We start from the raw sequence: 20831 nt of genomic DNA, 5'->3' as shown, positions 1-20831 counted from the left end.
GTCTTTTATACTATGGCACATCCCTGGTTTCAGTTTACCCTTTATAGGGGTTTTTAATCCTCATCCTTAATATCACGGTCGGGTGGAAGCGGTTCATTGAAATAGTCGTCGATTTGCCTTTTTAACGTCTCGAGCTGGTTGAAATACTCGCTGAATTGATTCTGATTGATGAAGAACTGTTCGCCGTCATGAACGGAACGGATGCGTCCTTCCCATACATACTTCCGGACTTGCTCGACTGGCATACTCAAATATTCTGCTGTTTCTTCAATCGTCATATACATTAAAAACTCTCCTTTCATTATCTAAATATTATAATCGAACGAAGCGCTTCCTACATATTTTAATTGGACTTGGGCAATGTTAAAAGTAGTATATGAATGGAGGCAATAACGATGAATGAGGAATCAAACGTTAACCATGGAAGGTCGCTTCTGATCAAAGCAATTTTGATATTCCCTGTTCTTTGGATTGTGCTAACGGTTTTCAATGGCGTCGCTTTTTGGCACTCCACTATTTTAGGTGTCGCTTTACTATTAATTTCTTACTTGGGAGATCTGATGATTCTCCCAAGAGTAGGCAATATGACCGCGACGATTGGAGACTTGGCGTTAGGATTTATTGTTTTATGGGGTGGCTTAAACTTGCTTGGATATTCGGAATCATTGGGAGAAGCATTTTTGGCTGGAGCAATTATCTCTGTCGGGGAATACTTTTTCCACTCTTGGCTATTAAAAACGCAATACGGCAACACCTATGTATGAGTAAAATAAAACAGAGAGCGGCTATTAAATGCCACTCTCTGTTTTTTAATCCTATATGAGCTTGCTGAAATTAAGTCGTTTATTCAATGCAACCATGATAGGAATGCCGACCGCCATGACGACAAATTCACTCACAGCGATGAAGAACCATGTCAGTAAGAAAGGCCACTCCATTACAATGTTCAGTTCCCATGCAATAATGAACATCGTAAACGTAAATACAAGTGTATTGAAGAACATCCGTAGGTAAAGCCCTTTGATCCATTTCGCAGAAAGAATTGTAATGGATAGAGCGAGTAAGGAATGCCCAACACCAAATACGAGATCGATCGGTCCCAATTCAGAGAAGAGCATATTGGCGATAAATACACCTAATACAACCCCGACGATGTATTTTTTATTGAACACAACGAGATGATTGAACATCTCCGATAAGCGGAACTGGATGTTAGTGAACCCGAATGGGGCAATCAGAAACGTCACAGCAACATACAACGCAGCGATTATACCGCTCGTTGCCATCGTTTTTATATTCATATTCATTTCTCCTTAGTTTTTTTTCGTGGGATGGTTACGAACCACGCGGCAAAAAGCCTGCATTATAGTGTATCATAGCGTCGTTGAACGTTCAATACTCACTATAATAGTGCAATGGCCAATTTTTTCCGCGTTCAAGGTCCTTTGATGAACAACCGATTATAAGGCACGCCTTATATGGTAAACTGGAAATAAAGTGAAGCAATCCCATGAAAAATGAGGAGGAATTTGCATGACGAATGAAATAAAGAAAAGTATTATGATAGAGGCTCCTGTGGAAACGGTCTGGCCGTACATTTCAACGGCGGATGGGATTGGAGCTTGGTTCATGCCGAACGATATGGAACCGGTCGAAGGAAAAGAATTTACCTTACAAGCGGGTCCATGGGGAGAATCGCCATGTAGAGTGACTGAAGTGCAACCGTCGAACCGTTTGTCATTCGACTGGGGGAAGGATTGGCAAGTACATTTTCAATTGAAAGCAATCGATGGACAAACCGAGTTGACCTTCATCCATGCTGGTTGGGAAGATGGCAAGCAGACCGAGTTCGGTGAATCGCATGACGTCGTTCGCCCTCGCATGTCCGAAGGCTGGGATGGGCTATTGGCGAAGCTGAAAAAAACGATCGAATCAACAGCTAAATAATTTAGATAATTCATACACCCTCCTTCGATATCATGATATATTCAATACATCGGAGGAGGGGATTTCTTTGTCACAGCGCATTGCATTCATAGTTGTCCTTTTAGGGGCGGTGCTTTGGGGAACGACAGGCACTGCACAAACATTCATGCCGCAAACCGTTCACCCACTGGCGGTCGGTGCTTCAAGGCTTGCGGTGGGCGGGTTCACTTTGCTCATTATTATGCTGATTCTTCGAAAAATAGATTTTCGAAATTGGCCGTGGAAAGCGACTATTCTAGCAGCATTGGCGATGGCGATTTTCCAATATTGCTTCTTCACGTCAATCCGATTGACGGGGATTGCTATAGGAACCGTTGTAGCCATCGGAAGTGCACCGATGTTTTCAGGAATCATTGAATGGCTAATTGTAAAAAAGCGTCCGACAAAAGTATGGGTAACTGCAACATCGCTCGCCGTCGTCGGCTGTATACTATTATTTTCAAATAAAGAGGGGCTAGTCGTCAATCCTGTCGGCGTCTCATTATCATTACTTGCTGGACTTTTATTTGCCTTTTATACTTTATTCAATAAAGAAGTGTTAGAGAAAGCGGATGCCATTCCTTCTGTTGCCGTCATTTTCTCGATAAGCGCAATTATGCTCATGCCGTTTTTGTTCATCTTCGAAACGGAAGGGTTAGTATCCCTACCCGGTATAGCGACGATGATCTACCTCGGTATCGCGACGACAAGTGTGGCATATATTCTGTTTTCCACCGGGCTGCGGCACATCCCCTCATCATCCGCGGTTACGCTCTCGCTAGCCGAACCGCTCACTGCCGCGATTTTAAGCGTGCTCGTTGTAGGGGAAAGGCTGGATTTTGTTTCATGGTCAGGAATCGCGCTCCTTTTAGGCGGAATCCTCGTTTTAACGCTCAGCGGACGAAAAGAAGAGGCTGCCATAAGCTAGGCAGCCTCAAACAAGGTTTCATTCACACATAAGCCATTCCAAACACGCATAAAATGCCTCAAAAGCTCATAAATCGCTAAAATCGCTCATAAATCCGCAAAATCGCGCATAAACTCCAAAAATCACGCATAAATCGCAGCAAAGACGCATAACCGCTTTACTTCGCCTTCATCCTCACATACACTCTCGTTGCAAAAAATCCTAGAATAATTAACAACGTCGCTAATAAGCCGCCTTCCAATCCAAACGCTCCGCCGGTCAGCCATGCATTTCCTTCTTCCACCGAGACGTTATAGATTCCGTGTGGGGTCGTTCCGCTCACCGCAAATCCGAAAACATTCCCTTGAAAGTAGTTCCACGTAATATGATAGCCGATTGGAAGCCACAAGCTCTTCGTTGCATCAAACATATAGGCGAATAAAACGCCGACCAATGCGATATTGATCAAGCCCAATACGCTGACATTCGGATTGGTGCCGTGTGCCAAACTGAACACAACAGCGGAGGCGACATAGACGAGCCATTTTGGATTCCCGCGTCGTTCCAGTGTGGACATGACATATCCTCTGAAAAACATCTCTTCAAAAAATCCGACAAGAATGAAAAGTACCAGAAATGACAATGAGTACACAGTGAACTCAGGTTTCGTGAATGAATTGAGCAACGCCACATTACCGGAAGCCAATAGAACAAAGAAAATGATGGCGATCGACACTGCTCCGAGCAAGAGGCCGAACCCTAAATCTTTCAACGAACCCCTGAATCCCAACTCTTTCAACGTCCCTTTATTTACAAAACGCCATAACAAAACAGTAGAGAGCATTCCGCCGACTGTCCCGCCGCCTTGGGTTAATAAGAAGATCCACGGGTGCCTGTCGAATGCTGCTTGGAAGTCCATATCGTAATTTCCATCTTGAAACGGGAAATCAGCAATCGCCAGCAGGACTCCTCCCGGAATTGCAAAAATTTGCTGCGTAATGAACATCGCGAAGAACGCCAAAAAGATGAGCCATCCAGCGCGAATTTGGTTAGAATCGTTTTTGAACAAATGATAACCCCCTCTGATTCATACTTTATGCGGGAAATTAGCTTCAAATGAACGTATCTACCCGAAGTTGTTCCGGGCTGACACGCCGGATGGCACCGATCAATAGTAGAAACAGAATATCAATCACAAGCACGCCGATTAATGAAAGTAATGAAAGAGCGGCCCATCCGTCTTCCGGTACATTCATGAAAAAGGATTGTATTGCCAATGCGAAAAGATGGATCGCCACGTAGAATTTGAACGTGTTTTCTATTCTTTGATGCAACGCTCGGCCGCCAAACACTTTCGTTACATCTTTCAACACAATGAACAAGTAATAGCCCATAACCATTTTGAGGACTAATAGAAAGCTGGAGTAAGTCGACCAACCAAATGTAAGAGGTATTTCCGAAAGGTTCACGAAGACGGAAGGAAGCGAAACGATAGCACCGATCATCGCGACAATCATTGCTTTTTTAGCTACTGGATATGCCTCAACGAGCTTGGAGCATCCCGATAAAATCAGGAAATAACCGATTGGATCCGCTAATACATCGAAGCCGATATGAATTCGGAAAAAGATGAATACATACCCCCAGAAGATTTGCCGCAACGCTTTATTCATCCGGTCCCCTCCCCGTCTTTTCCTCAATAATTCGATTCACGTCTTCCTGTGTTAAATACGGAAACGAATTGTAATGGGCATAGTTCGTGAAAGGACTTCCCTTCTCCGTTGTTCCGGATATACGGATGGCGAATGCGAAAGGGTTCACAAAACTTTTTTCTTTTAAGTTCATTTTCAAAGTCACAGATTTATCCTTCTCTAACCGAATCGGAAGCTCTAGGGAATTCAACGGTTGCTCCGTTTGTTTGCCGCTAATCGTGAAGTTGAACCGTTCCTCAATCGGTTCATTGAAAGGGAAGTCGATCTTCTCGATTGCCAACGGCTCGGTTGCTCGGAATGTATCCCAACTCGAACCGTCATTGCTGCTTCCGCTAGATGGTTGTTCCAACGCTCTAGCATCGTCATTCCCATAGTCCCTTTTTGGATAGATGATCACTTCCCCGATGGACGCGGTTGATGATCTGCCGTCTGAATAGAATACTTGCATTTCGTTGAATGATTGTGCATCTTTTTTATCATTGAATGACCTTAATGCGACTGTTATGCTTCTTAATTCTTGATGATTATATGTGTCAATTGCATGGGGGCCGGTGGTTCCTGCATAGAAATAGTCACCTTGCGGAAAGCCTTCGACATCACCGAATCTTATATAATTGATAGTAGAGTAATCGTGTTTATTTGCTAAATAGTAAAAGATGACATAGTTATGGTCATGTTCATCCGTCGTCGTTTCAATATAATGATCCAGAAAAATAGGCTCCTCCAATTGCTTGGACTGTGCGTATAATGAATTCGCAATCCAACTGATCGCGATAAGTCCGAGCGCCGTCCAAAAATAACGTTCTTTCACAGCCATCCCCCTTCCAACCTTTTTATTTGTCTGTATATTGTCTCAAATTGAGGGTGGGATTGCATCAAATATTTAGGGGAAGGGGTTTACCACCGATATGAAAGTTTATCACCGATTCTCGTCCAGTTATCACCGAATTGACCATGTTTATCACCGAATGCTTATAATTACCTTCCATTTTCAATGAAAAAACCTTCTCAAACTATGAGAAGGTCGGAATTCATTGCACCCCTATCGATTTCTCCCTCAATCGTTCCAATTCCACGTCAATCTGCTCGACTTCAATCCGTTCAAACAGTGGTTTGACATGTGTCAATGTCAGTTTACCAATTTCGATTTCCTTCCATTCAGGCTTCCGCAGTCTCAGCATCGCTTGCACGTCCTCACTCGAAAACGGCAGGAAAGGGGAGAGAAGCTGTGCCAAGTTTGCGATGACATATACGCATGTAGCCATTGTTCGCCTACATCCTGCTTCGTCATCCTTGATCTGTATCCAAGGTTTTTCATCATCGAAGTATTTATTAGCCCGGCGAATGAACTCAAAAATCGTTTCGATCGCTTCTTTAAAGTGTCCTTCTTCAATTCGTTCGCCGACTTTGGAATAAAGCCCCATAACTAATTCCTTTATTTCCAAATTAATCTCCGCAACCGGCACAACCCCGGCATACGATTTCTCAATAAACTTCAATGTCCTGTTTACGAAATTTCCGTACGCCCCCAAAAGCTCCGAGTTATGGCTATAGATGAACTCGCGCCATGAAAAATCTGCATCCCTGCCTTCCGGAGCGTTCGCCGTCAAAAAGTACCTTACCGAATCCGGATGATAACGTTCCAAAATATCCGGCACCCATACCGCCCAGTTTTGGCTCGTCGACAATTTTCGCTTCTCCAATGTCAAATATTCATTGGAAATGACATGGGTCGGCAATGCATTCTCCTTGCCAATTCCCATTAGAATAGCTGGCCAAATGATTGTATGGAAGGGGATGTTGTCTTTGCCATGCACATAGTAGGAGACCGTTTCTTCGTTCCAAAACTCCTCGAAATCCACGCGGTTCAAAGCCGCCCATTCCTGGCTCGCGGAATAATAGCCCGTCACCGCCTCGATCCATACATACACTTTTTTATCCTCATAGCCTCTGACAGGAATGCCGACACCGTTCGCCAAATCCCGTGAAGCAGCCCGATCACGGAGACCTTCCCGTAAATAGCGCTCAGATTGGTGAATCGCATTTGCCCGCCATCTTCCTTCAGTTTTCGCTCCGCCGACATACTTCTCAAGTTCATCTTGAAAAGAACTTAATTTGAAATAAAAATGCTCCGTCTTCCGCACGGTCGGTTCGTTCCCGCAAAGCTTGCACGTGCGCTCCGTCAAATCAAGCGGATCTAAAATCGAGCCGCAATTGTCGCACTGATCGCCTCGTGCACGACTTCCGCAGTGAGGGCAAATGCCTTCGACAAATCGATCTGGAAGGAAACGCTCGTCGACCTCGCAATACGTCTGTTCGACTTCTTTTTTGAAAATGAAACCGCGGTCCAGTAACGTTAAAAATACATTGCGGACAACTTGATGATGAAATCTTCCGTCTGTCCGCGTGTATATGTCATACGAGAATCCCAATCTTGAAAAACAAACGATAAACTCCGTATGATAACGGTCTGCAATTTCCTTAACAGACACTCCTTCGGCATTTGCCCGAATTGAAATAGGAGTCCCGTTGCAATCACTTCCTGAAGCATAAAGAACCTTCTCGCCTTTCAACCGGTAATACCTCGCCAAAATATCCCCCGGCAGCAGCGCAGCGATATGTCCCAGATGCAACGACCCATTCGCGTACGGCCAAGCCCCTCCGATAAAAACACTCATCGTATCTTCCTCCTTCAAATAAAATGAAAAAACCCCGCCCCTATCGATAAAAACCGATAAGGACGGGGTCTGTAATCCGTGGTACCACCTTACTTCGCAACCAGTTTACACTGATTGCCTCCAAAAGTACGCGCTGAAAAAGCGTTATACTCTGGCAAGGATAACAAGTGCCAACTCGTCGCATCCTACTAGTCCGAAGACGTTCAGTGCGCGGCTCAAGGATCATGTTCAAAAGATTTGTCCGCTTCATTTCCACCGTCAGAAGCTCTCTAGGCGACATCCTCTTTTTACTTTTCCCTCTCATTGCCTTTAGTAAGATGTAGTTGGAATGATTATAGTCATTTTACTCGAATAAATCAATAGCAATTACCAATTGGTCGGTGGCCGCTTTTGGTCGGACTTATCTTCATCTGTCTTGTTGTTTTTATTTTTCACGTTGTCATTCTTCCCGATCACACCCATATCATCGGGACTGATGTCAAAGCCATACCCGAATTCCTCTCGATCCAATGTATTGCCTTTTTTGATTTTCTTTTCTTTTGCCAAGTCAATTCACCTCCCGGTATATGGGAAGCATGGACTTTTTGGGGTGGATTATAACAAGAGGGAGAAAAGTAGACCGTTATAGGCGAAGTATTAAGTGTTATCACCGATTCACAAGCTGTTATCACCGACTTGGCCGACGTTATCACCGATTCGCTGCAACTTGATTGATTTTCATGGCAATTTCCAAGCGTTTTCCATGCAAACAACAGATTACCACCGATTCTCGGGTGATTACCACCGCTTCCGGGAGCTTTATCACCGATTCAGCTAGCAATACCACCGATTCTCCTCACTTTACCACCGATTCGTTGCAATTCGGTTGTTTTCCACCGCGAACTCCATGCAAATTCATCAACTGTGGCAGCCAACGTTGAGTTTATCACCGCTCAACTCGCCATCTTAAGAATTTCTTCATAATTCCCCTCATCGAATGTTAAGATTTACCCAATACAATTGGTATCATAGAGGAAAGCGAGGTGCGGATGATGGCGAAGTTTACAGTGCTTGTGGCGGATGATGATAAGGAGATCCGTGATGGGATTGAAATTTATTTAAAAAATGAAGGATACAACGTTTTGAAAGCAGCGGATGGAAAAGAGGCGCTCGACCTGCTCACCATAAATGACGTCCATCTGCTCATCCTCGACATTATGATGCCCAATATGGATGGGATTACGGCGACGTTCAAAATCCGGGAGGCGCAGAACATTCCGATCATCATGCTGAGTGCAAAGGCGGAGGATTCGGATAAGATCCATGGATTGTCGGTCGGCGCGGATGATTATGTGACGAAGCCGTTCCACCCACTTGAGCTGATGGCGCGCGTCAAGTCGCAGCTGCGCCGGTATGTCCAGTTCGGTACATACGATGGTCAGAAAAAAATCGAGATTGATGGGTTGGCGCTCGATGAGGACGCGAAAGAGTTATCGGTTGATGGGAAACCGGTTAAGCTGACGCCAATCGAATATAAGATTACGGAATTGCTCATGAAAAACGCGGGGCGTGTGTTTTCCATAAATGAGATTTACGAGCGAGTGTGGAATGAAGAAGCGTATAATGCGGAAAATATTGTGGCGGTCCACATCCGTAAAATACGCGAGAAAATCGAGGCGGATCCGAAAAATCCGAGATATGTAAAGGTGGTGTGGGGAATTGGCTACAAAATCGAAAAGTGATTGGGGCGTCGTATTTTCGGTGTTCTCCATCTGCATCGCATTCGTCAGCATCGGCTATTGTTTCCCCTACATCATCGATATGTTCGAAAACGGTTGGGAACGATCAACACGTGCCATCGCCTATTTTTCACGCATCATTAGAGGAGGCACAGCCTGATGAAAAATAAAGCCCTATTAGTAATATGGTCAGCGCTTGTTACAATTGTGCTGCTTGCCAGCCTTTCATTTGCAAGACAGGGAACGGGATTGATTGGAAAAGACTTTTCCGATTCGGAAGATATGAAGTGGCGGTTAGAAGAGTTTTATGATGTGATCGGTCCTTCCGTGCTAAACCCGATCAATATAGAAGAGGCAAAGAAGAAAATTACAGTATCAGATAGGGAAATTGAAGAGCATCGGACTCGCTATGGCACATTGGCAGACCAACTTGCCAGTATCCATGATCAATACGCACAAAGGATCGCGGATGCGAAAGTTGTTGAAAATGAATTATTACAAAGCACGCTGATTGAAGAACGGGATATGAAATTGGAGGATATCCGTAAGAATTTTGAGGGAGATGCACATATAGAGGCGAAAATCCGCAAGGCGAAAGAGAAAGTTTTGGAAAATTATCTGAATGAAATTAAAAACAAAACCTACTCCTTGCATGTCGCCTATAAGTTGAAGAATGTAGAAACTGGCGAAACGTTTTCTCAGGGTGATATTACGCAGCCTGCCGGTTATAAAAAGAACTTCAGTGCAAATAGTCACTACTTAAAGGTGAGTTCATTTCCAGGACGCTATTCGGAGTGGACAACGACATACGTTAAATATTATGAAGATGCTCACGTGTCTGATGAAGAAATAACTGCTATGGCAAATTCCGTGCAATCCTTTGAAGGTGTTGTCATTGTTCCTAAGGCGGCCTTTGAGAAGGGCGGCGCTTTATATGCACAATACAAGGATTTCAACAAAGGAAAATATGGCATGTATGCCTTTTGGGCTCTTGGCTTACTAGCACTCATTACCTTATTAACGGTCATGAAGTTTCGGAAGGAATGGGTGACAGGAACACCGATTGCTGATTGGTGTTCTGATGTGAAAATCGATGTAAAGGCAGCGGCATTCTTCATGTCAGCGCTAATTTTAGTAGAATCCATCAACAGCAAGTCCTATAATCTGCTGAACTTCTTTACACAACAAAGATTGGAAAGCTGGGTTATTTGGCTGGGCACCATCTTTTTAGGCAGCGTCCTCATGACTGCCTTGCTTGCATTCCAGCTTGTGAATAGTGTGGAACGATGGGAGAAAAAAGGGGTATTTGCAAGGGATATAAAAAACAGTTATACGCTTCAATTCCTTAAAGCATGGCGTGAGATGTTCTTGAAAAAGTCGATCGGCGTTCAGTCGTTCATCCTGCTTATCGGATTTTTCTTAGCGGGAATTGGATTCATAGTCGGTCTTATGGATGGGCCCTTATTCATCCTCTACACATTTTGCGTCATATTTCTTGGCCTTCCTGCCCTCTATATTTTCGTCCGGCGTTCCGCGTACTTGAACCGGATCATCATTTCGACGGAACAGATGGCAGCAGGACGTTTGAATGAAGATATTAAAGTTGAAGGCCGTTCACCGCTCGCGGAGCACGCGAAAAACCTGAACAATCTTCGTGAAGGTGTGCGGGTTTCCATGACCGAGCAGGCGAAAAGCGAGCGGCTAAAAACGGAATTGATCACAAATGTGAGCCATGATCTCAGGACGCCGTTGACCTCGATCATCACGTACACCGATCTGTTGAAGGATGAAACGATTACACCAGAAGAACGCGCGAAATATGTCGATATACTTGATAAAAAATCGCAACGATTGAAGACGCTCATCGAGGATTTATTCGAAGTGTCGAAAATGGCAAGCGGCAATCTGGAGTTACATAAACAGCGTGTCGATTTGACGCAATTGCTACAGCAAGCACTTGCGGAACATGCTGAAGAGATTGCCAACTCCGGTCTCGACTTCCGAACGGCACTGCCTGAAGACATGCTTATCGCCTACGTGGATGGGCAAAGATGGTGGCGCGTACTTGATAACCTGATCGTCAATGCCATCAAATATTCATTGCCGGGCACTCGCGTGTACGTAACGCTGCAAAAAGCAGGGGAGTCTGCAGAATTCGTCGTGAAAAACATTACGAAATATGAGCTTGGTGAAAATGTCGATGAACTGTTCGAACGTTTCAAGCGTGCAGACACATCGCGTCATACCGACGGATCGGGTCTCGGATTAGCAATCGCGCAATCAATCGTTGACATGCACGGTGGAATTATGAAAATCGATCTTGATGGCGATCTGTTCAAAGTGACTGTGACCGTACCGACAAAATAAACAATCCGTATGCACTGCTGAGAAAAATTGGCAGGCATGCGGTTTTTTCATTTGAAAGATCGACTGAAGGTTTACAACCCCCCAACTAAAGGAATACAAAAAGAAAAACTTTTGCACGGAGGTGGCCGGTTTGTATAGCCGATGGATGGATTTGGACAGGCGATATAAGCGGGTCATTTTCTTGTTCGCTATAATGGTGCTGCTGCTCGTCGTGGCGACGGTCGGATTCATGTATTTTGAAGATTTATCCCCATTCAATGCCTTTTGGATGACAATCATTTCAGTCATGACGATCGGTTATGGAGACATTTATCCGACGACAGAAGAAGGCCGGTGGTTTGCCTTGTTTCTTGTGCCGCTAGGAGCGGGAATCGTGACATATGCACTCGGAATCGGGGCTTCCTATTTCATCGAACAGCAATTATCGAATAGGGTGTGGGTGAGAAGGATGGAAAAACAAATTGCCAATTTAACTGACCATATCATCATCTGCGGTTTCGGGCGCGTCGGTCGGCAAGTGTATAAGCAATTGAAGGAGGAAGGCGTTCAGATTTTAGTCATTCATGACAATGAAAGTGATCTGCTGGAAGTCGTCGAACCGGGCACTCTTCGGATCATCGGCGATCCGACTGACAAAGCCGTCTTGCTGCAAGCCCGTGTCGATCAAGCCCGTGCACTTATCACCACTTTATCCAATGACGCCGATAATGTTTTCATCACTTTGACTGCAAAGAGCATCAACGAGGACATTGTCATCTCAGCACGTGCGGAACGGGATGACTCGGAGGATATATTGGAAAAAGCGGGCGCGGATAGCGTCATTAACCCGTCTATCATCGGGGGCAGGGAGTTGGCGATGTCTATCATGAAACCGAACGGCACCGACTTCATCAATGATCTGATCCGATCGGAAGAAAAAGAGTTCATGGTAGGGGAAGTTGCACTGGATCATACGGAACCGTTTATCGGAATGACAATCGAGGACGCGAACCTGCAGAAATACTTTGAAATCACCCTCGTCGCGATTTTGCGGAATGAAGAACTGCTTAGCAATCCGGATTTGAATGAAAAATTTCAGCAGGGAGATACGTTGATCGTCATCGGCAATCCAAAAAAAATCGAGCATTTCCGTGTCAATAAAAATAAAGGATATACACCCCGATAAATAGTATGCCAAGATCCGCAAACATATGGATGATCCAAGACGGCAGGATCGTGCGGCATTTTTCATTCACAAGCTGAAAGATCAGCCCGCCCGCCCAAAGTCCGCCGACAGCTAGCAGTAAAATCGGCAATGTGAACCATGGCAAGAAGATGGCGATATGATAAACGGCGAAAAAGAATGGCGGCAGGATGAACCGTATTTTTGACTGGCCGAATAGGTTGGGCAGGAGTCCTCGAAAAAAGAATTCCTCTATGACCGAGTTTCCGATCAAAATATATAGTGCGATGAACGGGAATACGGCAGGTGTAATGCCGGATTGCAGCAAGTCGTCCCGCACAGAAGCGATGTCAATGAACCGTTGCAATAAAAGGAATGCCCCGATAATGAGCGCCATGATCGAAATTCCTAAAATGAAAGCGAGCCGAATGCTCTTTCGGTCAGCTTTCCGAAACCGGAGAAATGGAAACTTCGTCGCGCGGAAAAGAATCAAAGGGATTGCGAGAAATAGCATCACCTTCGCGACAGTTTTAACTCCATATGTTACGCCGACACTTTGCTCAATCCATAACAACAGCACAATGCTAAGTATAGGAAAGACAACTCCGAACCATTTTTGCATCCATTCACCCCACGATTTTCTCCATTACTATCTATGTAACTTTGACGTCTTAAATAGGAAAATGTTTCATTTGCGAACTATTTTGAAAGAATAGGTTTGCGACTAAACGAGGACGGGTATAGATGGAAACCACCTCTCGCCTTGCGAGGGATTTCCTTGTTTGATGAGAGAAAAAGGAGGAATCCATATGACGATTGTTGATGGTAAATATCCGAACAAAAAGGATCTGGAACCGAAAATCCTGCATCCAGGAAAAGGGATTGGACCTACGTACGAACTGCCTTTGGCGGATCCTGCCGACTCGAACTGGACACATGAATTCCGTAAAAATGCACAAGACAGAACAGGCATACATGACCCATCAGCTTATAGTGAAAATAAGCCGCTTGTCGATGAATTCCAACTGACGGGAAATGAAGTGCCTTTGGAAATGCAGACGGATGAAAATCGGGAATTCAACAGTATGACCCGAGAAAAGTGGAACAGCCAAAAGAGAAATGACAAACCGATAGATTTGACGTAAAGTGGACACCCAACAGCGGATGTCCGCTTTTCCTTTTTCATTCCTTTTTATAGTATGATGAAGTAAAGGGGGAATTGGAAATGTCAACAATTGAACAATTGAAGTTTGCAAGAATGTATACGGTGGGGCGTTTATCACAGGTGAAGGAAGATGCTTGGGATAAGCAACCGGCGGGATTCAATAATACGATTCGTTGGAATGTCGGGCATATTTACATTTCACTGGAACAGTTCGCGGCGAAGGTCTTGCCATCTTTTGAGCCGCAGCATAATGAGTGGGAGGCGTTTTTTGGAATGGGGACGAGCCCTGCAAAATGGGAAGGTCAAGTCCCTTCCAAAGAGGAATTGCTTGCAGCTCTACAGGAACAATTGCCACGTGTCGTTCAAGCATTGGAAGGCAGTCTTGACCAAGTGCTGCCTGAACCGATTAAAATTGGCGACATGTTAACGATGGGAACAGTCGATGCGGTTTTTCAATTCGCTATATGGCATGAAGGTCTGCATACAGGCGTCATCCATGGATTGAACCGGACGATCGGAGAATAAATTAAGACGAGAAACGCTTTGAAAAGCTTCAATAGCTGCCAAAGCGTTTTTGCTTACTTTATTCCAAAATGCCTCCGCAGTAAATAAGCCACCCATTTGCAATGCGGATGTTGGCGAATATTCTCCAATAATCCCTTCACGATTGCCGGATGCAGCGCCGGCTCCAACAGCTCTTGCTTCAAGAGGATCAACGACTCTTTTTCGATTGAATCCTCCATATCCTCAATATTCTTTTCCACGATCTCAACAATTTGAGCCAATGTACGCTCTTCATTTAAAGGCTGATCGATCATCTGAATCAATTCATCTGAAATGAAGGAAAGTGTCATGTTTTTAGCTAACAGATCCGTCTTTTCAACGAGGGATCGTGCGAGCAGATCCAAGTCGATCGGTAATTTATACAGCAGGAATAATTCGGAATAGGTGTTCATGAAGCCTTTAATGCAAAACGCTAAATCGTATTTTAAGTCATTGGCTTGTTCGCCATATAATCGATCGATCATAGATAGGATTATTTTTTCAAGAGATTTATTGTAATTATGAAGCTTTGTGAACAGCTCTTCATTGAATGATTGCGTCGGTTCCTTCATGAGGATCTTGGCAAAATCGGAATGTTTATTGAACGATTGAAACGTCGTGTAGTAGAACTTATATAATAAATCGGCGTCATTCTGCTCGTGATTGACCACGTAGTCAATGTCTGCAGTGAACTGTCTCATAAAGTGATCGATCAACGCGACAATCAGCTCGTCTTTCGACTTGAACGATAAATAGAAAGCTCCTTTGGAAATACCGCAATGGTCAGTTATTTGTTGGACAGACGTCGCTTCAAATCCTTGCTTTGCAAAGAGCTCCAAAGCTTTCTCCATAATCAGTTGTTTTTTTGTCATATGTTCAAATCGCTCCTATGCTATTTCTTGACAATTGACCGTGTAGTCATTAGTATGAAGAAATGAGTCAAAACTGTCAATGTAGGGGAAGGTGTAAGGGTGAAAGGGTTAGTCAATTTTGTTCTTAAGAATAAATTAGCAGTATGGTTACTCACCATTATTATAACAGTGTCGGGGGTTTATTCGGCAACGCAAATGAAAACAGAGACGCTGCCGGATATTTCGATTCCGTATTTAATGTTGATGGGCGTCTATCCCGGTGCAACGCCGGAACAGGTCATGGAGGAAGTCTCGGTACCTATCGAGAGGGCGATAGAGAACTTAGATCATGTGAAATCCGTCTACTCCAATTCATATTCCAATATGTCGAGCATCCAGGTGGAATATGATTACGGCATAGACATGGATGAAGCGAAAAGGGAATTGGCTTCAGCGATGGATTCGTTATCCTTGCCGGAAGGCGCGCAGGAACCAATCATTACAGCAATCAGCATGAATATGATGCCTGTCGTAGCGTTAAGCGTGAGCAGCACAACCGAAGATATCGTTGAACTGACATCCACTGTCGAAGACATTTTGCTTCCGAAAATTGATAAGATCGACGGCGTTGCATCTGCGACGATTTCGGGACAGCATATCGAAGAAGTGGAGCTTACGTACGACGAGGAAAAAATGGCTCAGCTTGGTTTGAAAGAAGACAGCGTTAAGCAAATGATCCAAGCAAGCAATATGGAAGTTTCACTCGGTCTATTCGAGTTTGAGGAAGGCGAGCAGGCTGTTGCTGTCGATGGCAAGTTCATGACAATTGATGAGCTGAAGGGCATGCTAATCCCTGTCACGCCGTCAGAGGCAAATCCATCGCCATTCGTTAAGCTTGGCGATATTGCGACGATTGAAAAAGTCGGCAAGGTGCAGTCCGTTTCACGTACAAACGGTGAAAATGCGATTGCGATCCAAATCGTCAAAGGACAACGTGCGAATACGGTCGATGTTGTAAATGACGTGAAGAAGTTGATGAAGGATGAAGAAAAAGCGCTTGATGGCTTAGTCGTCGATGTATCACTTGACCAAGGAGAACCGATTGAGCATTCTGTATCGACGATGGTTGAAAAGGCGCTTTTCGGTGGTTTGATTGCAATATTGATCATTCTACTCTTCTTGCGTGATTTCAAGTCTACAATTATCTCTATCGTTTCAATTCCAGTTTCAGTATTTATGGCGTTATTGTTGCTGAATTGGATGGATATTACGCTCAATATTATGACGCTTGGGGCAATTACAGTCGCCATCGGCCGGGTCATCGATGACTCCATCGTCGTCGTGGAAAATATATACCGGCGACTTCATTTGAAAACTGAGAAGCTGTCAGGCCGCGCGTTAATTCGCGAAGCAACGATTGAAATGTTCAAGCCGATCATGTCTTCGACGCTCGTAACGGTTGCGGTATTTGCACCGCTTATCTTTGTAGGCGGCATGGTAGGGGAGCTATTTTTGCCGTTCGCATTGACGATGTCATTTGCGCTTGGTGCTTCATTGCTCGTCGCGATTACGATCGTGCCGGCATTGTCCCATTTCCTATTTAGGAAAAAGCTTTATGGTGAAAAGAAGGAAAGCCAGCATAAAGAAGCCGGTAAAATGGCGAACTGGTATAAAGGCGTATTAAGTTGGTCATTGAATCATAAAGTCATAACGTCAATCATCTCCGTCGTTCTATTGGCGGGTAGCCTAGGGCTTATGCCGCTAATCGGCTTCAGTTTCTTAGGAAGCGATGAAGAAAAAGTGATGTACATTACGTACACGCCTGCAACGGGTGAGCTTGAGGATGAAACGATGGCGAACGTTGAAGTTGTCGAAAAGGAAATGCTGAAACGCGATGATATCGACATTGTCCAATTATCCATCATGGACAGCGCCGACCCGATGACCGCGATGATGGGCGGCGGGTCGAATGGTGCGCTTATGTATCTCATCTTTGACCCGGACATGAAAGACTTTCAAGGAGCGCGTGCAGAAGTCGAAGACTATGTATTCAACATCGGCCAATCCGGAGAATGGAAGAGCCAGGATTTCAGTTCCATGGGAATGTCCACAAATGAAATTAGCTACTCGTTCTACAGTGAAAATTTAAGCAGCCTGAAGGAAGCTGTCCAGCAGGTTGAAAAAGTCATGGGAGATAACAAAGGCATTGAGGATGTCTCTTCAAGTGCTGAGGATGCGTACGTTCAGTACACATTGAAAGCAACGCAGGATGAGCTGTTGCAGCATGGGTTGACGACTGGGCAGATCATCATGATGCTTAACCCGTCAAGAACGCAGGAAGTTGTCACGACGGTCGGGAAAGACCGAGATGAATTGAAAGTTGTCGTGAAGCAGAAGGCGACTGAACAGCCGAAATCGATCGATGACATGCTGGAACAGGAAGTTCCGACGGCAATGGGGACGACAATTAAACTTTCAGAGTTAGTGAAGGTGGAAGAGGGATCGACTTTCAATACGCTGGCCCGGAGCAAAGGCCAATATTATGCCACTGTCTCCGGTAAGCTCGTAGACGCGGACATATCGAAAGCGACTTCCGAAGTCGACAAGGCGATTGCCGAATTGGATCTGCCGAAAGGCGTTGCATTCGATACGGCAGGTGTCGCGGCTGACATGGAAGAAGCATTCACACAACTCGGCATCGCAATGCTTGCGGCGATTGCGATTGTCTACTTCATCCTCGTTGTGACGTTCCGTGAAGGAGTCGCCCCGTTTGCGATTCTGTTCTCGCTGCCATTTGCAGTAATCGGATCATTTGTTGGTCTGTTAATCGCAGGCGAAACGATTTCCGTTCCGGTCATGATGGGTCTGTTGATGTTGATCGGTATCGTTGTCACGAATGCGATCGTACTCGTAGACCGAATTATCCGGATGGAACGTACAGGATTGAAAATGCGTGAAGCTATACTGGAAGCGGGTGCAACTCGTTTACGTCCAATCCTTATGACAGCGATCGCTACAATCGGCGCCCTTATTCCATTGGCAATCGGAAATGGAGCAGGCGGCGGATTGATCTCGAAAGGTCTCGGCATCACAGTTATCGGCGGCTTGGTCAGCTCCACATTGTTGACGCTGATTGTCGTGCCTATCGTTTATGAGATTTTGTCGAAGATGTTCAAGAAGAATCGTTTGGATTTGGAAGAGGATTAATAGGTGGAGCAGAAGAAGGAGCAGAAACTTGTTCCTTCTTCTGTTTTTTTGTGGAATCGCGAACGGGAAACTGGCCTGCGTCCACCGAGGTGGCTTCCGCGTCCAAAGAGGTGGGACCCGCGTCCAAAGGGGTGACTCCCGCGTTCAAAGAGGTGGGACCCGCGTCCAAAGGGGTGACTCCCGCGTCCAAAGAGGTGGGACCCGCGTCCAAAGGGGTGACTCCCGCGTCCAAAGAGGTGGCTCCCGCGTCCAAAGGGGTGACTCCCGCGTCCAAAGAGGTGGGACCAGCGTCCAAAGGGGTGACTCCCGCGTCCAAAGAGGTGGCTCCCGCGTCCAAAGCCGCTGCTCCCGCACTCAAAGAGGTGTCTCCCGCGCTCAAAGCCGCTGCTCCCGAGCTCAAAGAGGTGACTTCCGCGCCCAAAGCAGCTGTTCCCGCGCTCAAAGAGACAAGACATAATAGATTAATAGGTTTAGTCCCCCGCGTTTATAGGAATAGTCACTAATAGACTATCTAAATGAATGGAGGACACGGAATGTTTAGAGATATGTATTTTGCCAACATGCTTAGTTGGCTGCCTGAATTGATTCTCGGGTTGGTCATCCTGCTAATCGGCTTTTTCATTGCGAAAGCAGTGGAAAATGCAGTGCACAAACGTTTGAAGAAATCCAGAGTCAATGAAAGGCTGGACGTTAAAGAAGGTAAATGGAATGTGGAAAAGATCATCAGCAAAGTCTTCTTCTTCGGTATCCTTCTATTAGCATTCCTTCTCTTCTTTAACATCATGAATGCATCGATGATCGCAACGCCGTTCATGACGATGTATTCCGGAATTGGCGGAGCGGTTCTAAGCATCTTGAAAGCGGCGCTGATCCTGCTTCTGGCTTGGGTTCTTGCGTTGATTGTCAAGAAAGTGATTTTGGCAGTAGGCGGCAAGATGAAGCTCAACAAGTACGTTGCTAAAGCAGGGGGATCCCCCGATGAAATCGACAAGTCGAAATGGGTCGAAACGGCCGCGAACATTGCGTTCTATGTCGTCTTGCTGCTATTCGTGCCGGCTGTCCTTCATGCGCTTGGCTTGAGCGGAATTAGCGGGCCATTTGAAGGAATGTTGGAGAGCTTCATGAACTTCATTCCGAAACTTGTAGGAGCGGCGTTGATTTTTGCGGTTGGATGGGTTGTCGCGAAAATCGTCCGTACGATTGTTACGAAGCTGCTTGAATCGGTTGGTGTAGACCGGTTTGCACATAAGTTGAAATCCTCTTCAAAAGGGACAAGCATTTCAGGAATTATCGGCACAATTGTTTTTGTCCTCATTATGCTGCCGGTAACGATTTCTGCCTTGGAAGTATTGGATCTTGAAGGGATTTCTCAACCAGCTATTGCTATGCTGAACGACATTATGACGATGCTGCCGAAGATTGCGGTCGCCGTTGTCCTTGTATTAGTAGGCATCTACTTGGCGAAATGGGTTAAACGTGTCGTCGTTTCCCTACTAAATAACTTAGGCATCGACTCGCTTTCCGGTAAAATGGGTGTGCGAGCCGGGGCGACAACAATCTCATTCTCTCACATTATCGGAACGATTGTTCAAGTAGTTGTCATCTTATTGTTCGTCGTTGAAGCGCTTCAACTGCTTCACCTTCGCTTCATGGTGACGCTCGCAACAGGCATCTTTGCATACTTGCCGATGGTCGTTGCAGCTGTCGTCATTTTAGCAATCGGCTTCTGGCTTGCGAACCTTGCTGAGAAATTTGTCGGAAGTATTATGACGACGCAGTCAGGTGCTCCTCACGTATTGCGCTACGTAGCGAAATATGCGATTCTCGCGTTTGCATTCTTCATGGCATTGAGCCAGCTCGGCATTGCACCGGCGATCATCAACGCGGCCTTCATCCTTATCCTTGGGGGCGTCGCATTGGCGTTTGGACTTGCATTCGGTTTAGGTGGACGTGAGCATGCTTCACGCTACTTGACGAGAATGGAAAGCAGCTTGCAAAATGCAGATGTTTCCAAAGAGAAATGGGAACAGGAGAAGAGCGAGATGAAGCGGGAGGCGAAGCAATCCGCGACTAACGCTCAACGGGCCGTAGATCAAACGGCGAAGGAAGATCATGTGCCTCCAGTTGGCAATGGCAGCGGCTATCCGACCGGTCGGGATTATGAACCGCGGACAGGCAACCTGCCAACGGATGAACTGCCACTGTCAGATCCAGCTGATTCGAATATGACAGACGCGTTCGATGAAAATGATCCCTCTAGATACAACCAAACAAACAAAGACGGCTACAATACGACGGATCCAGGTGAAGATTACCCATTCGATCCGAACCGCGGTAATTAATAAACGTGAAACTGCCCCATCCATCGGAAATCCGGTGGTGGGGCAGTTTTTTTATCTAATGAAAGAAAGTTATGGCGCATTGTTGTCGAGTTATGCGCGAGTTCGGAGGGGTTATGACGCAATCTCGGCAAGTTATGCGCGAGTTCGACATAGTTATGCGCGACTTTTCCATAGTTATGCTTATTTCGTTACTTTGTACCTATGCAGGAAACTC

The 20831-nt window shown here is 45.5% G+C and carries 22 protein-coding genes, 1 riboswitch and 1 other annotated feature; of the genes, 12 read left to right on the top strand and 10 right to left on the bottom strand.

Annotated elements, in window-relative coordinates; translation table 11 throughout:
- Positions 1 to 53 precede the first annotated feature (53 nt).
- Entirely contained in the window at positions 54 to 284 is a 231-nt protein-coding gene (locus tag M3191_RS03135; RefSeq protein ID WP_251693085.1) for an excisionase family DNA-binding protein, read from the bottom strand.
- A gap of 111 nt (positions 285 to 395) precedes the next feature.
- Here M3191_RS03135 and M3191_RS03130 point away from each other — a divergent pair, with 111 nt between their 5' ends.
- The gene (locus M3191_RS03130; protein ID WP_251697978.1) at positions 396 to 764 is read left to right on the top strand and encodes a DUF2512 family protein; all 369 of its coding nucleotides are present in this window, start codon (positions 396 to 398) and stop codon (positions 762 to 764) included.
- A gap of 51 nt (positions 765 to 815) precedes the next feature.
- On the opposite strand, the gene M3191_RS03125 is transcribed toward M3191_RS03130, so the two are convergent.
- Complete coding sequence (locus tag M3191_RS03125; RefSeq protein WP_251697977.1) at positions 816 to 1301, bottom strand: QueT transporter family protein; 486 nt, start codon at positions 1299 to 1301, stop codon at positions 816 to 818.
- 6 nt (positions 1302 to 1307) lie between these two features.
- Positions 1308 to 1352, bottom strand: a riboswitch (PreQ1 riboswitch).
- A gap of 181 nt (positions 1353 to 1533) precedes the next feature.
- Here M3191_RS03125 and M3191_RS03120 point away from each other — a divergent pair.
- Together M3191_RS03120 and M3191_RS03115 are read left to right on the top strand one after the other, a co-directional pair.
- A complete protein-coding gene (locus M3191_RS03120; RefSeq protein ID WP_251697976.1) occupies positions 1534 to 1947 on the top strand; it encodes an SRPBCC family protein in 414 nt (137 codons plus the stop codon).
- Between the two features lie 67 nt (positions 1948 to 2014).
- Complete coding sequence (locus tag M3191_RS03115) at positions 2015 to 2893, top strand: DMT family transporter (RefSeq protein WP_251697975.1); 879 nt, start codon at positions 2015 to 2017, stop codon at positions 2891 to 2893.
- Positions 2894 to 3050: 157 nt separating this feature from the next.
- Here M3191_RS03115 and M3191_RS03110 read toward each other — a convergent pair whose 3' ends face one another.
- The 5 genes from M3191_RS03110 to M3191_RS03090 all read right to left on the bottom strand — a co-directional run bounded on the left by M3191_RS03110 (position 3051) and on the right by M3191_RS03090 (position 7808).
- Positions 3051 to 3941 carry a CPBP family intramembrane glutamic endopeptidase gene (locus M3191_RS03110; RefSeq protein WP_251697974.1) on the bottom strand — a complete coding sequence of 297 codons (891 nt, stop codon included), beginning with the start codon at positions 3939 to 3941 and terminating at the stop codon, positions 3051 to 3053.
- Between the two features lie 43 nt (positions 3942 to 3984).
- Entirely contained in the window at positions 3985 to 4545 is a 561-nt protein-coding gene (locus tag M3191_RS03105; RefSeq protein WP_251697973.1) for a hypothetical protein, read from the bottom strand.
- Positions 4538 to 5395, bottom strand: a complete 858-nt coding sequence (locus M3191_RS03100) for a hypothetical protein (protein WP_251697972.1) — start codon at positions 5393 to 5395, stop codon at positions 4538 to 4540. The genes M3191_RS03105 and M3191_RS03100 overlap by 8 nt, the downstream gene beginning before the upstream one ends.
- 220 nt (positions 5396 to 5615) lie before the next feature.
- A complete protein-coding gene (gene metG / locus M3191_RS03095) occupies positions 5616 to 7262 on the bottom strand; it encodes a methionine--tRNA ligase (RefSeq protein WP_251697971.1) in 1647 nt (548 codons plus the stop codon).
- A 55-nt stretch (positions 7263 to 7317) separates the two neighbouring features.
- Positions 7318 to 7575: a binding site (T-box leader), on the bottom strand.
- 53 nt (positions 7576 to 7628) lie between these two features.
- The gene (locus tag M3191_RS03090; RefSeq protein ID WP_251697970.1) at positions 7629 to 7808 is read right to left on the bottom strand and encodes a hypothetical protein; all 180 of its coding nucleotides are present in this window, start codon (positions 7806 to 7808) and stop codon (positions 7629 to 7631) included.
- Positions 7809 to 7902: 94 nt separating this feature from the next.
- Between M3191_RS03090 and M3191_RS03085 the strand changes: the two genes are divergently transcribed.
- The 5 genes from M3191_RS03085 to M3191_RS03065 all read left to right on the top strand — a co-directional run bounded on the left by M3191_RS03085 (position 7903) and on the right by M3191_RS03065 (position 12512).
- On the top strand, positions 7903 to 8079 hold the full coding sequence (locus tag M3191_RS03085; protein WP_251697969.1) for a hypothetical protein: 177 nt from the start codon (positions 7903 to 7905) through the stop codon (positions 8077 to 8079).
- Between the two features lie 214 nt (positions 8080 to 8293).
- Positions 8294 to 8983: a response regulator transcription factor gene (locus M3191_RS03080; protein ID WP_251697968.1), complete on the top strand. Its 690-nt coding sequence runs from the start codon at positions 8294 to 8296 to the stop codon at positions 8981 to 8983.
- Positions 8961 to 9140 (top strand): hypothetical protein, encoded by a 180-nt coding sequence (locus M3191_RS03075; protein WP_251697967.1) that lies wholly within the window; start codon positions 8961 to 8963, stop codon positions 9138 to 9140. The genes M3191_RS03080 and M3191_RS03075 overlap by 23 nt, the downstream gene beginning before the upstream one ends.
- Complete coding sequence (locus M3191_RS03070; protein WP_251697966.1) at positions 9140 to 11347, top strand: sensor histidine kinase; 2208 nt, start codon at positions 9140 to 9142, stop codon at positions 11345 to 11347. Before M3191_RS03075 ends, M3191_RS03070 begins: the two co-directional genes overlap by 1 nt.
- Positions 11348 to 11477: 130 nt before the next feature.
- Complete coding sequence (locus tag M3191_RS03065; protein ID WP_251697965.1) at positions 11478 to 12512, top strand: potassium channel family protein; 1035 nt, start codon at positions 11478 to 11480, stop codon at positions 12510 to 12512.
- On the opposite strand, the gene M3191_RS03060 is transcribed toward M3191_RS03065, so the two are convergent.
- Positions 12481 to 13131 (bottom strand): CPBP family intramembrane glutamic endopeptidase, encoded by a 651-nt coding sequence (locus M3191_RS03060; protein WP_251697964.1) that lies wholly within the window; start codon positions 13129 to 13131, stop codon positions 12481 to 12483. The genes M3191_RS03065 and M3191_RS03060 overlap by 32 nt on opposite strands.
- Positions 13132 to 13318: 187 nt before the next feature.
- Between M3191_RS03060 and M3191_RS03055 the strand changes: the two genes are divergently transcribed.
- Positions 13319 to 13654: a hypothetical protein gene (locus M3191_RS03055; protein WP_251697963.1), complete on the top strand. Its 336-nt coding sequence runs from the start codon at positions 13319 to 13321 to the stop codon at positions 13652 to 13654.
- An 80-nt stretch (positions 13655 to 13734) separates the two neighbouring features.
- A complete protein-coding gene (locus tag M3191_RS03050) occupies positions 13735 to 14199 on the top strand; it encodes a DinB family protein (RefSeq protein ID WP_251697962.1) in 465 nt (154 codons plus the stop codon).
- 53 nt (positions 14200 to 14252) lie between these two features.
- Here the strand turns inward: M3191_RS03050 and M3191_RS03045 are convergent, their stop codons facing one another.
- Positions 14253 to 15089: a TetR/AcrR family transcriptional regulator gene (locus M3191_RS03045; RefSeq protein WP_251697961.1), complete on the bottom strand. Its 837-nt coding sequence runs from the start codon at positions 15087 to 15089 to the stop codon at positions 14253 to 14255.
- 99 nt (positions 15090 to 15188) lie between these two features.
- Between M3191_RS03045 and M3191_RS03040 the strand changes: the two genes are divergently transcribed.
- Positions 15189 to 18275, top strand: a complete 3087-nt coding sequence (locus tag M3191_RS03040; protein WP_251697960.1) for an efflux RND transporter permease subunit — start codon at positions 15189 to 15191, stop codon at positions 18273 to 18275.
- Here the strand turns inward: M3191_RS03040 and M3191_RS03035 are convergent.
- Positions 18241 to 18633 (bottom strand): hypothetical protein, encoded by a 393-nt coding sequence (locus tag M3191_RS03035; RefSeq protein WP_251697959.1) that lies wholly within the window; start codon positions 18631 to 18633, stop codon positions 18241 to 18243. The two genes, M3191_RS03040 and M3191_RS03035, sit on opposite strands and share 35 nt — an antisense overlap.
- Before the next feature lie 175 nt (positions 18634 to 18808).
- On the opposite strand from M3191_RS03035, the gene M3191_RS03030 reads away from it, so the two are divergent.
- Entirely contained in the window at positions 18809 to 20617 is a 1809-nt protein-coding gene (locus M3191_RS03030; protein ID WP_251697958.1) for a mechanosensitive ion channel, read from the top strand.
- Positions 20618 to 20831 lie beyond the last annotated feature (214 nt).

It is taken from the genome of Sporosarcina luteola, from assembly GCF_023715535.1.
GTDB lineage: Bacteria > Bacillota > Bacilli > Bacillales_A > Planococcaceae > Sporosarcina > Sporosarcina luteola_B.
The sequence above is the reverse complement of the archived record's forward strand: the minus strand, read 5'-3'. Positions and strand labels throughout refer to the sequence as shown.

What these genes read in the sequence shown, in the direction of transcription:
- M3191_RS03135 (WP_251693085.1), bottom strand. Translation starts at nt 284, where the DNA reads ATGTATATGACGATTGAAGAAACAGCAGAATATTTGAGTATGCCAGTC.
- M3191_RS03130 (WP_251697978.1), top strand. Translation starts at nt 396, where the DNA reads ATGAATGAGGAATCAAACGTTAACCATGGAAGGTCGCTTCTGATCAAA.
- M3191_RS03125 (WP_251697977.1), bottom strand. Translation starts at nt 1,301, where the DNA reads ATGAATATAAAAACGATGGCAACGAGCGGTATAATCGCTGCGTTGTAT.
- M3191_RS03120 (WP_251697976.1), top strand. Translation starts at nt 1,534, where the DNA reads ATGACGAATGAAATAAAGAAAAGTATTATGATAGAGGCTCCTGTGGAA.
- M3191_RS03105 (WP_251697973.1), bottom strand. Translation starts at nt 4,545, where the DNA reads ATGAATAAAGCGTTGCGGCAAATCTTCTGGGGGTATGTATTCATCTTT.
- metG (WP_251697971.1), bottom strand. Translation starts at nt 7,262, where the DNA reads ATGAGTGTTTTTATCGGAGGGGCTTGGCCGTACGCGAATGGGTCGTTG.
- M3191_RS03080 (WP_251697968.1), top strand. Translation starts at nt 8,294, where the DNA reads ATGGCGAAGTTTACAGTGCTTGTGGCGGATGATGATAAGGAGATCCGT.
- M3191_RS03070 (WP_251697966.1), top strand. Translation starts at nt 9,140, where the DNA reads ATGAAAAATAAAGCCCTATTAGTAATATGGTCAGCGCTTGTTACAATT.
- M3191_RS03060 (WP_251697964.1), bottom strand. Translation starts at nt 13,131, where the DNA reads ATGCAAAAATGGTTCGGAGTTGTCTTTCCTATACTTAGCATTGTGCTG.
- M3191_RS03055 (WP_251697963.1), top strand. Translation starts at nt 13,319, where the DNA reads ATGACGATTGTTGATGGTAAATATCCGAACAAAAAGGATCTGGAACCG.
- M3191_RS03050 (WP_251697962.1), top strand. Translation starts at nt 13,735, where the DNA reads ATGTCAACAATTGAACAATTGAAGTTTGCAAGAATGTATACGGTGGGG.
- M3191_RS03045 (WP_251697961.1), bottom strand. Translation starts at nt 15,089, where the DNA reads ATGACAAAAAAACAACTGATTATGGAGAAAGCTTTGGAGCTCTTTGCA.
- M3191_RS03030 (WP_251697958.1), top strand. Translation starts at nt 18,809, where the DNA reads ATGTTTAGAGATATGTATTTTGCCAACATGCTTAGTTGGCTGCCTGAA.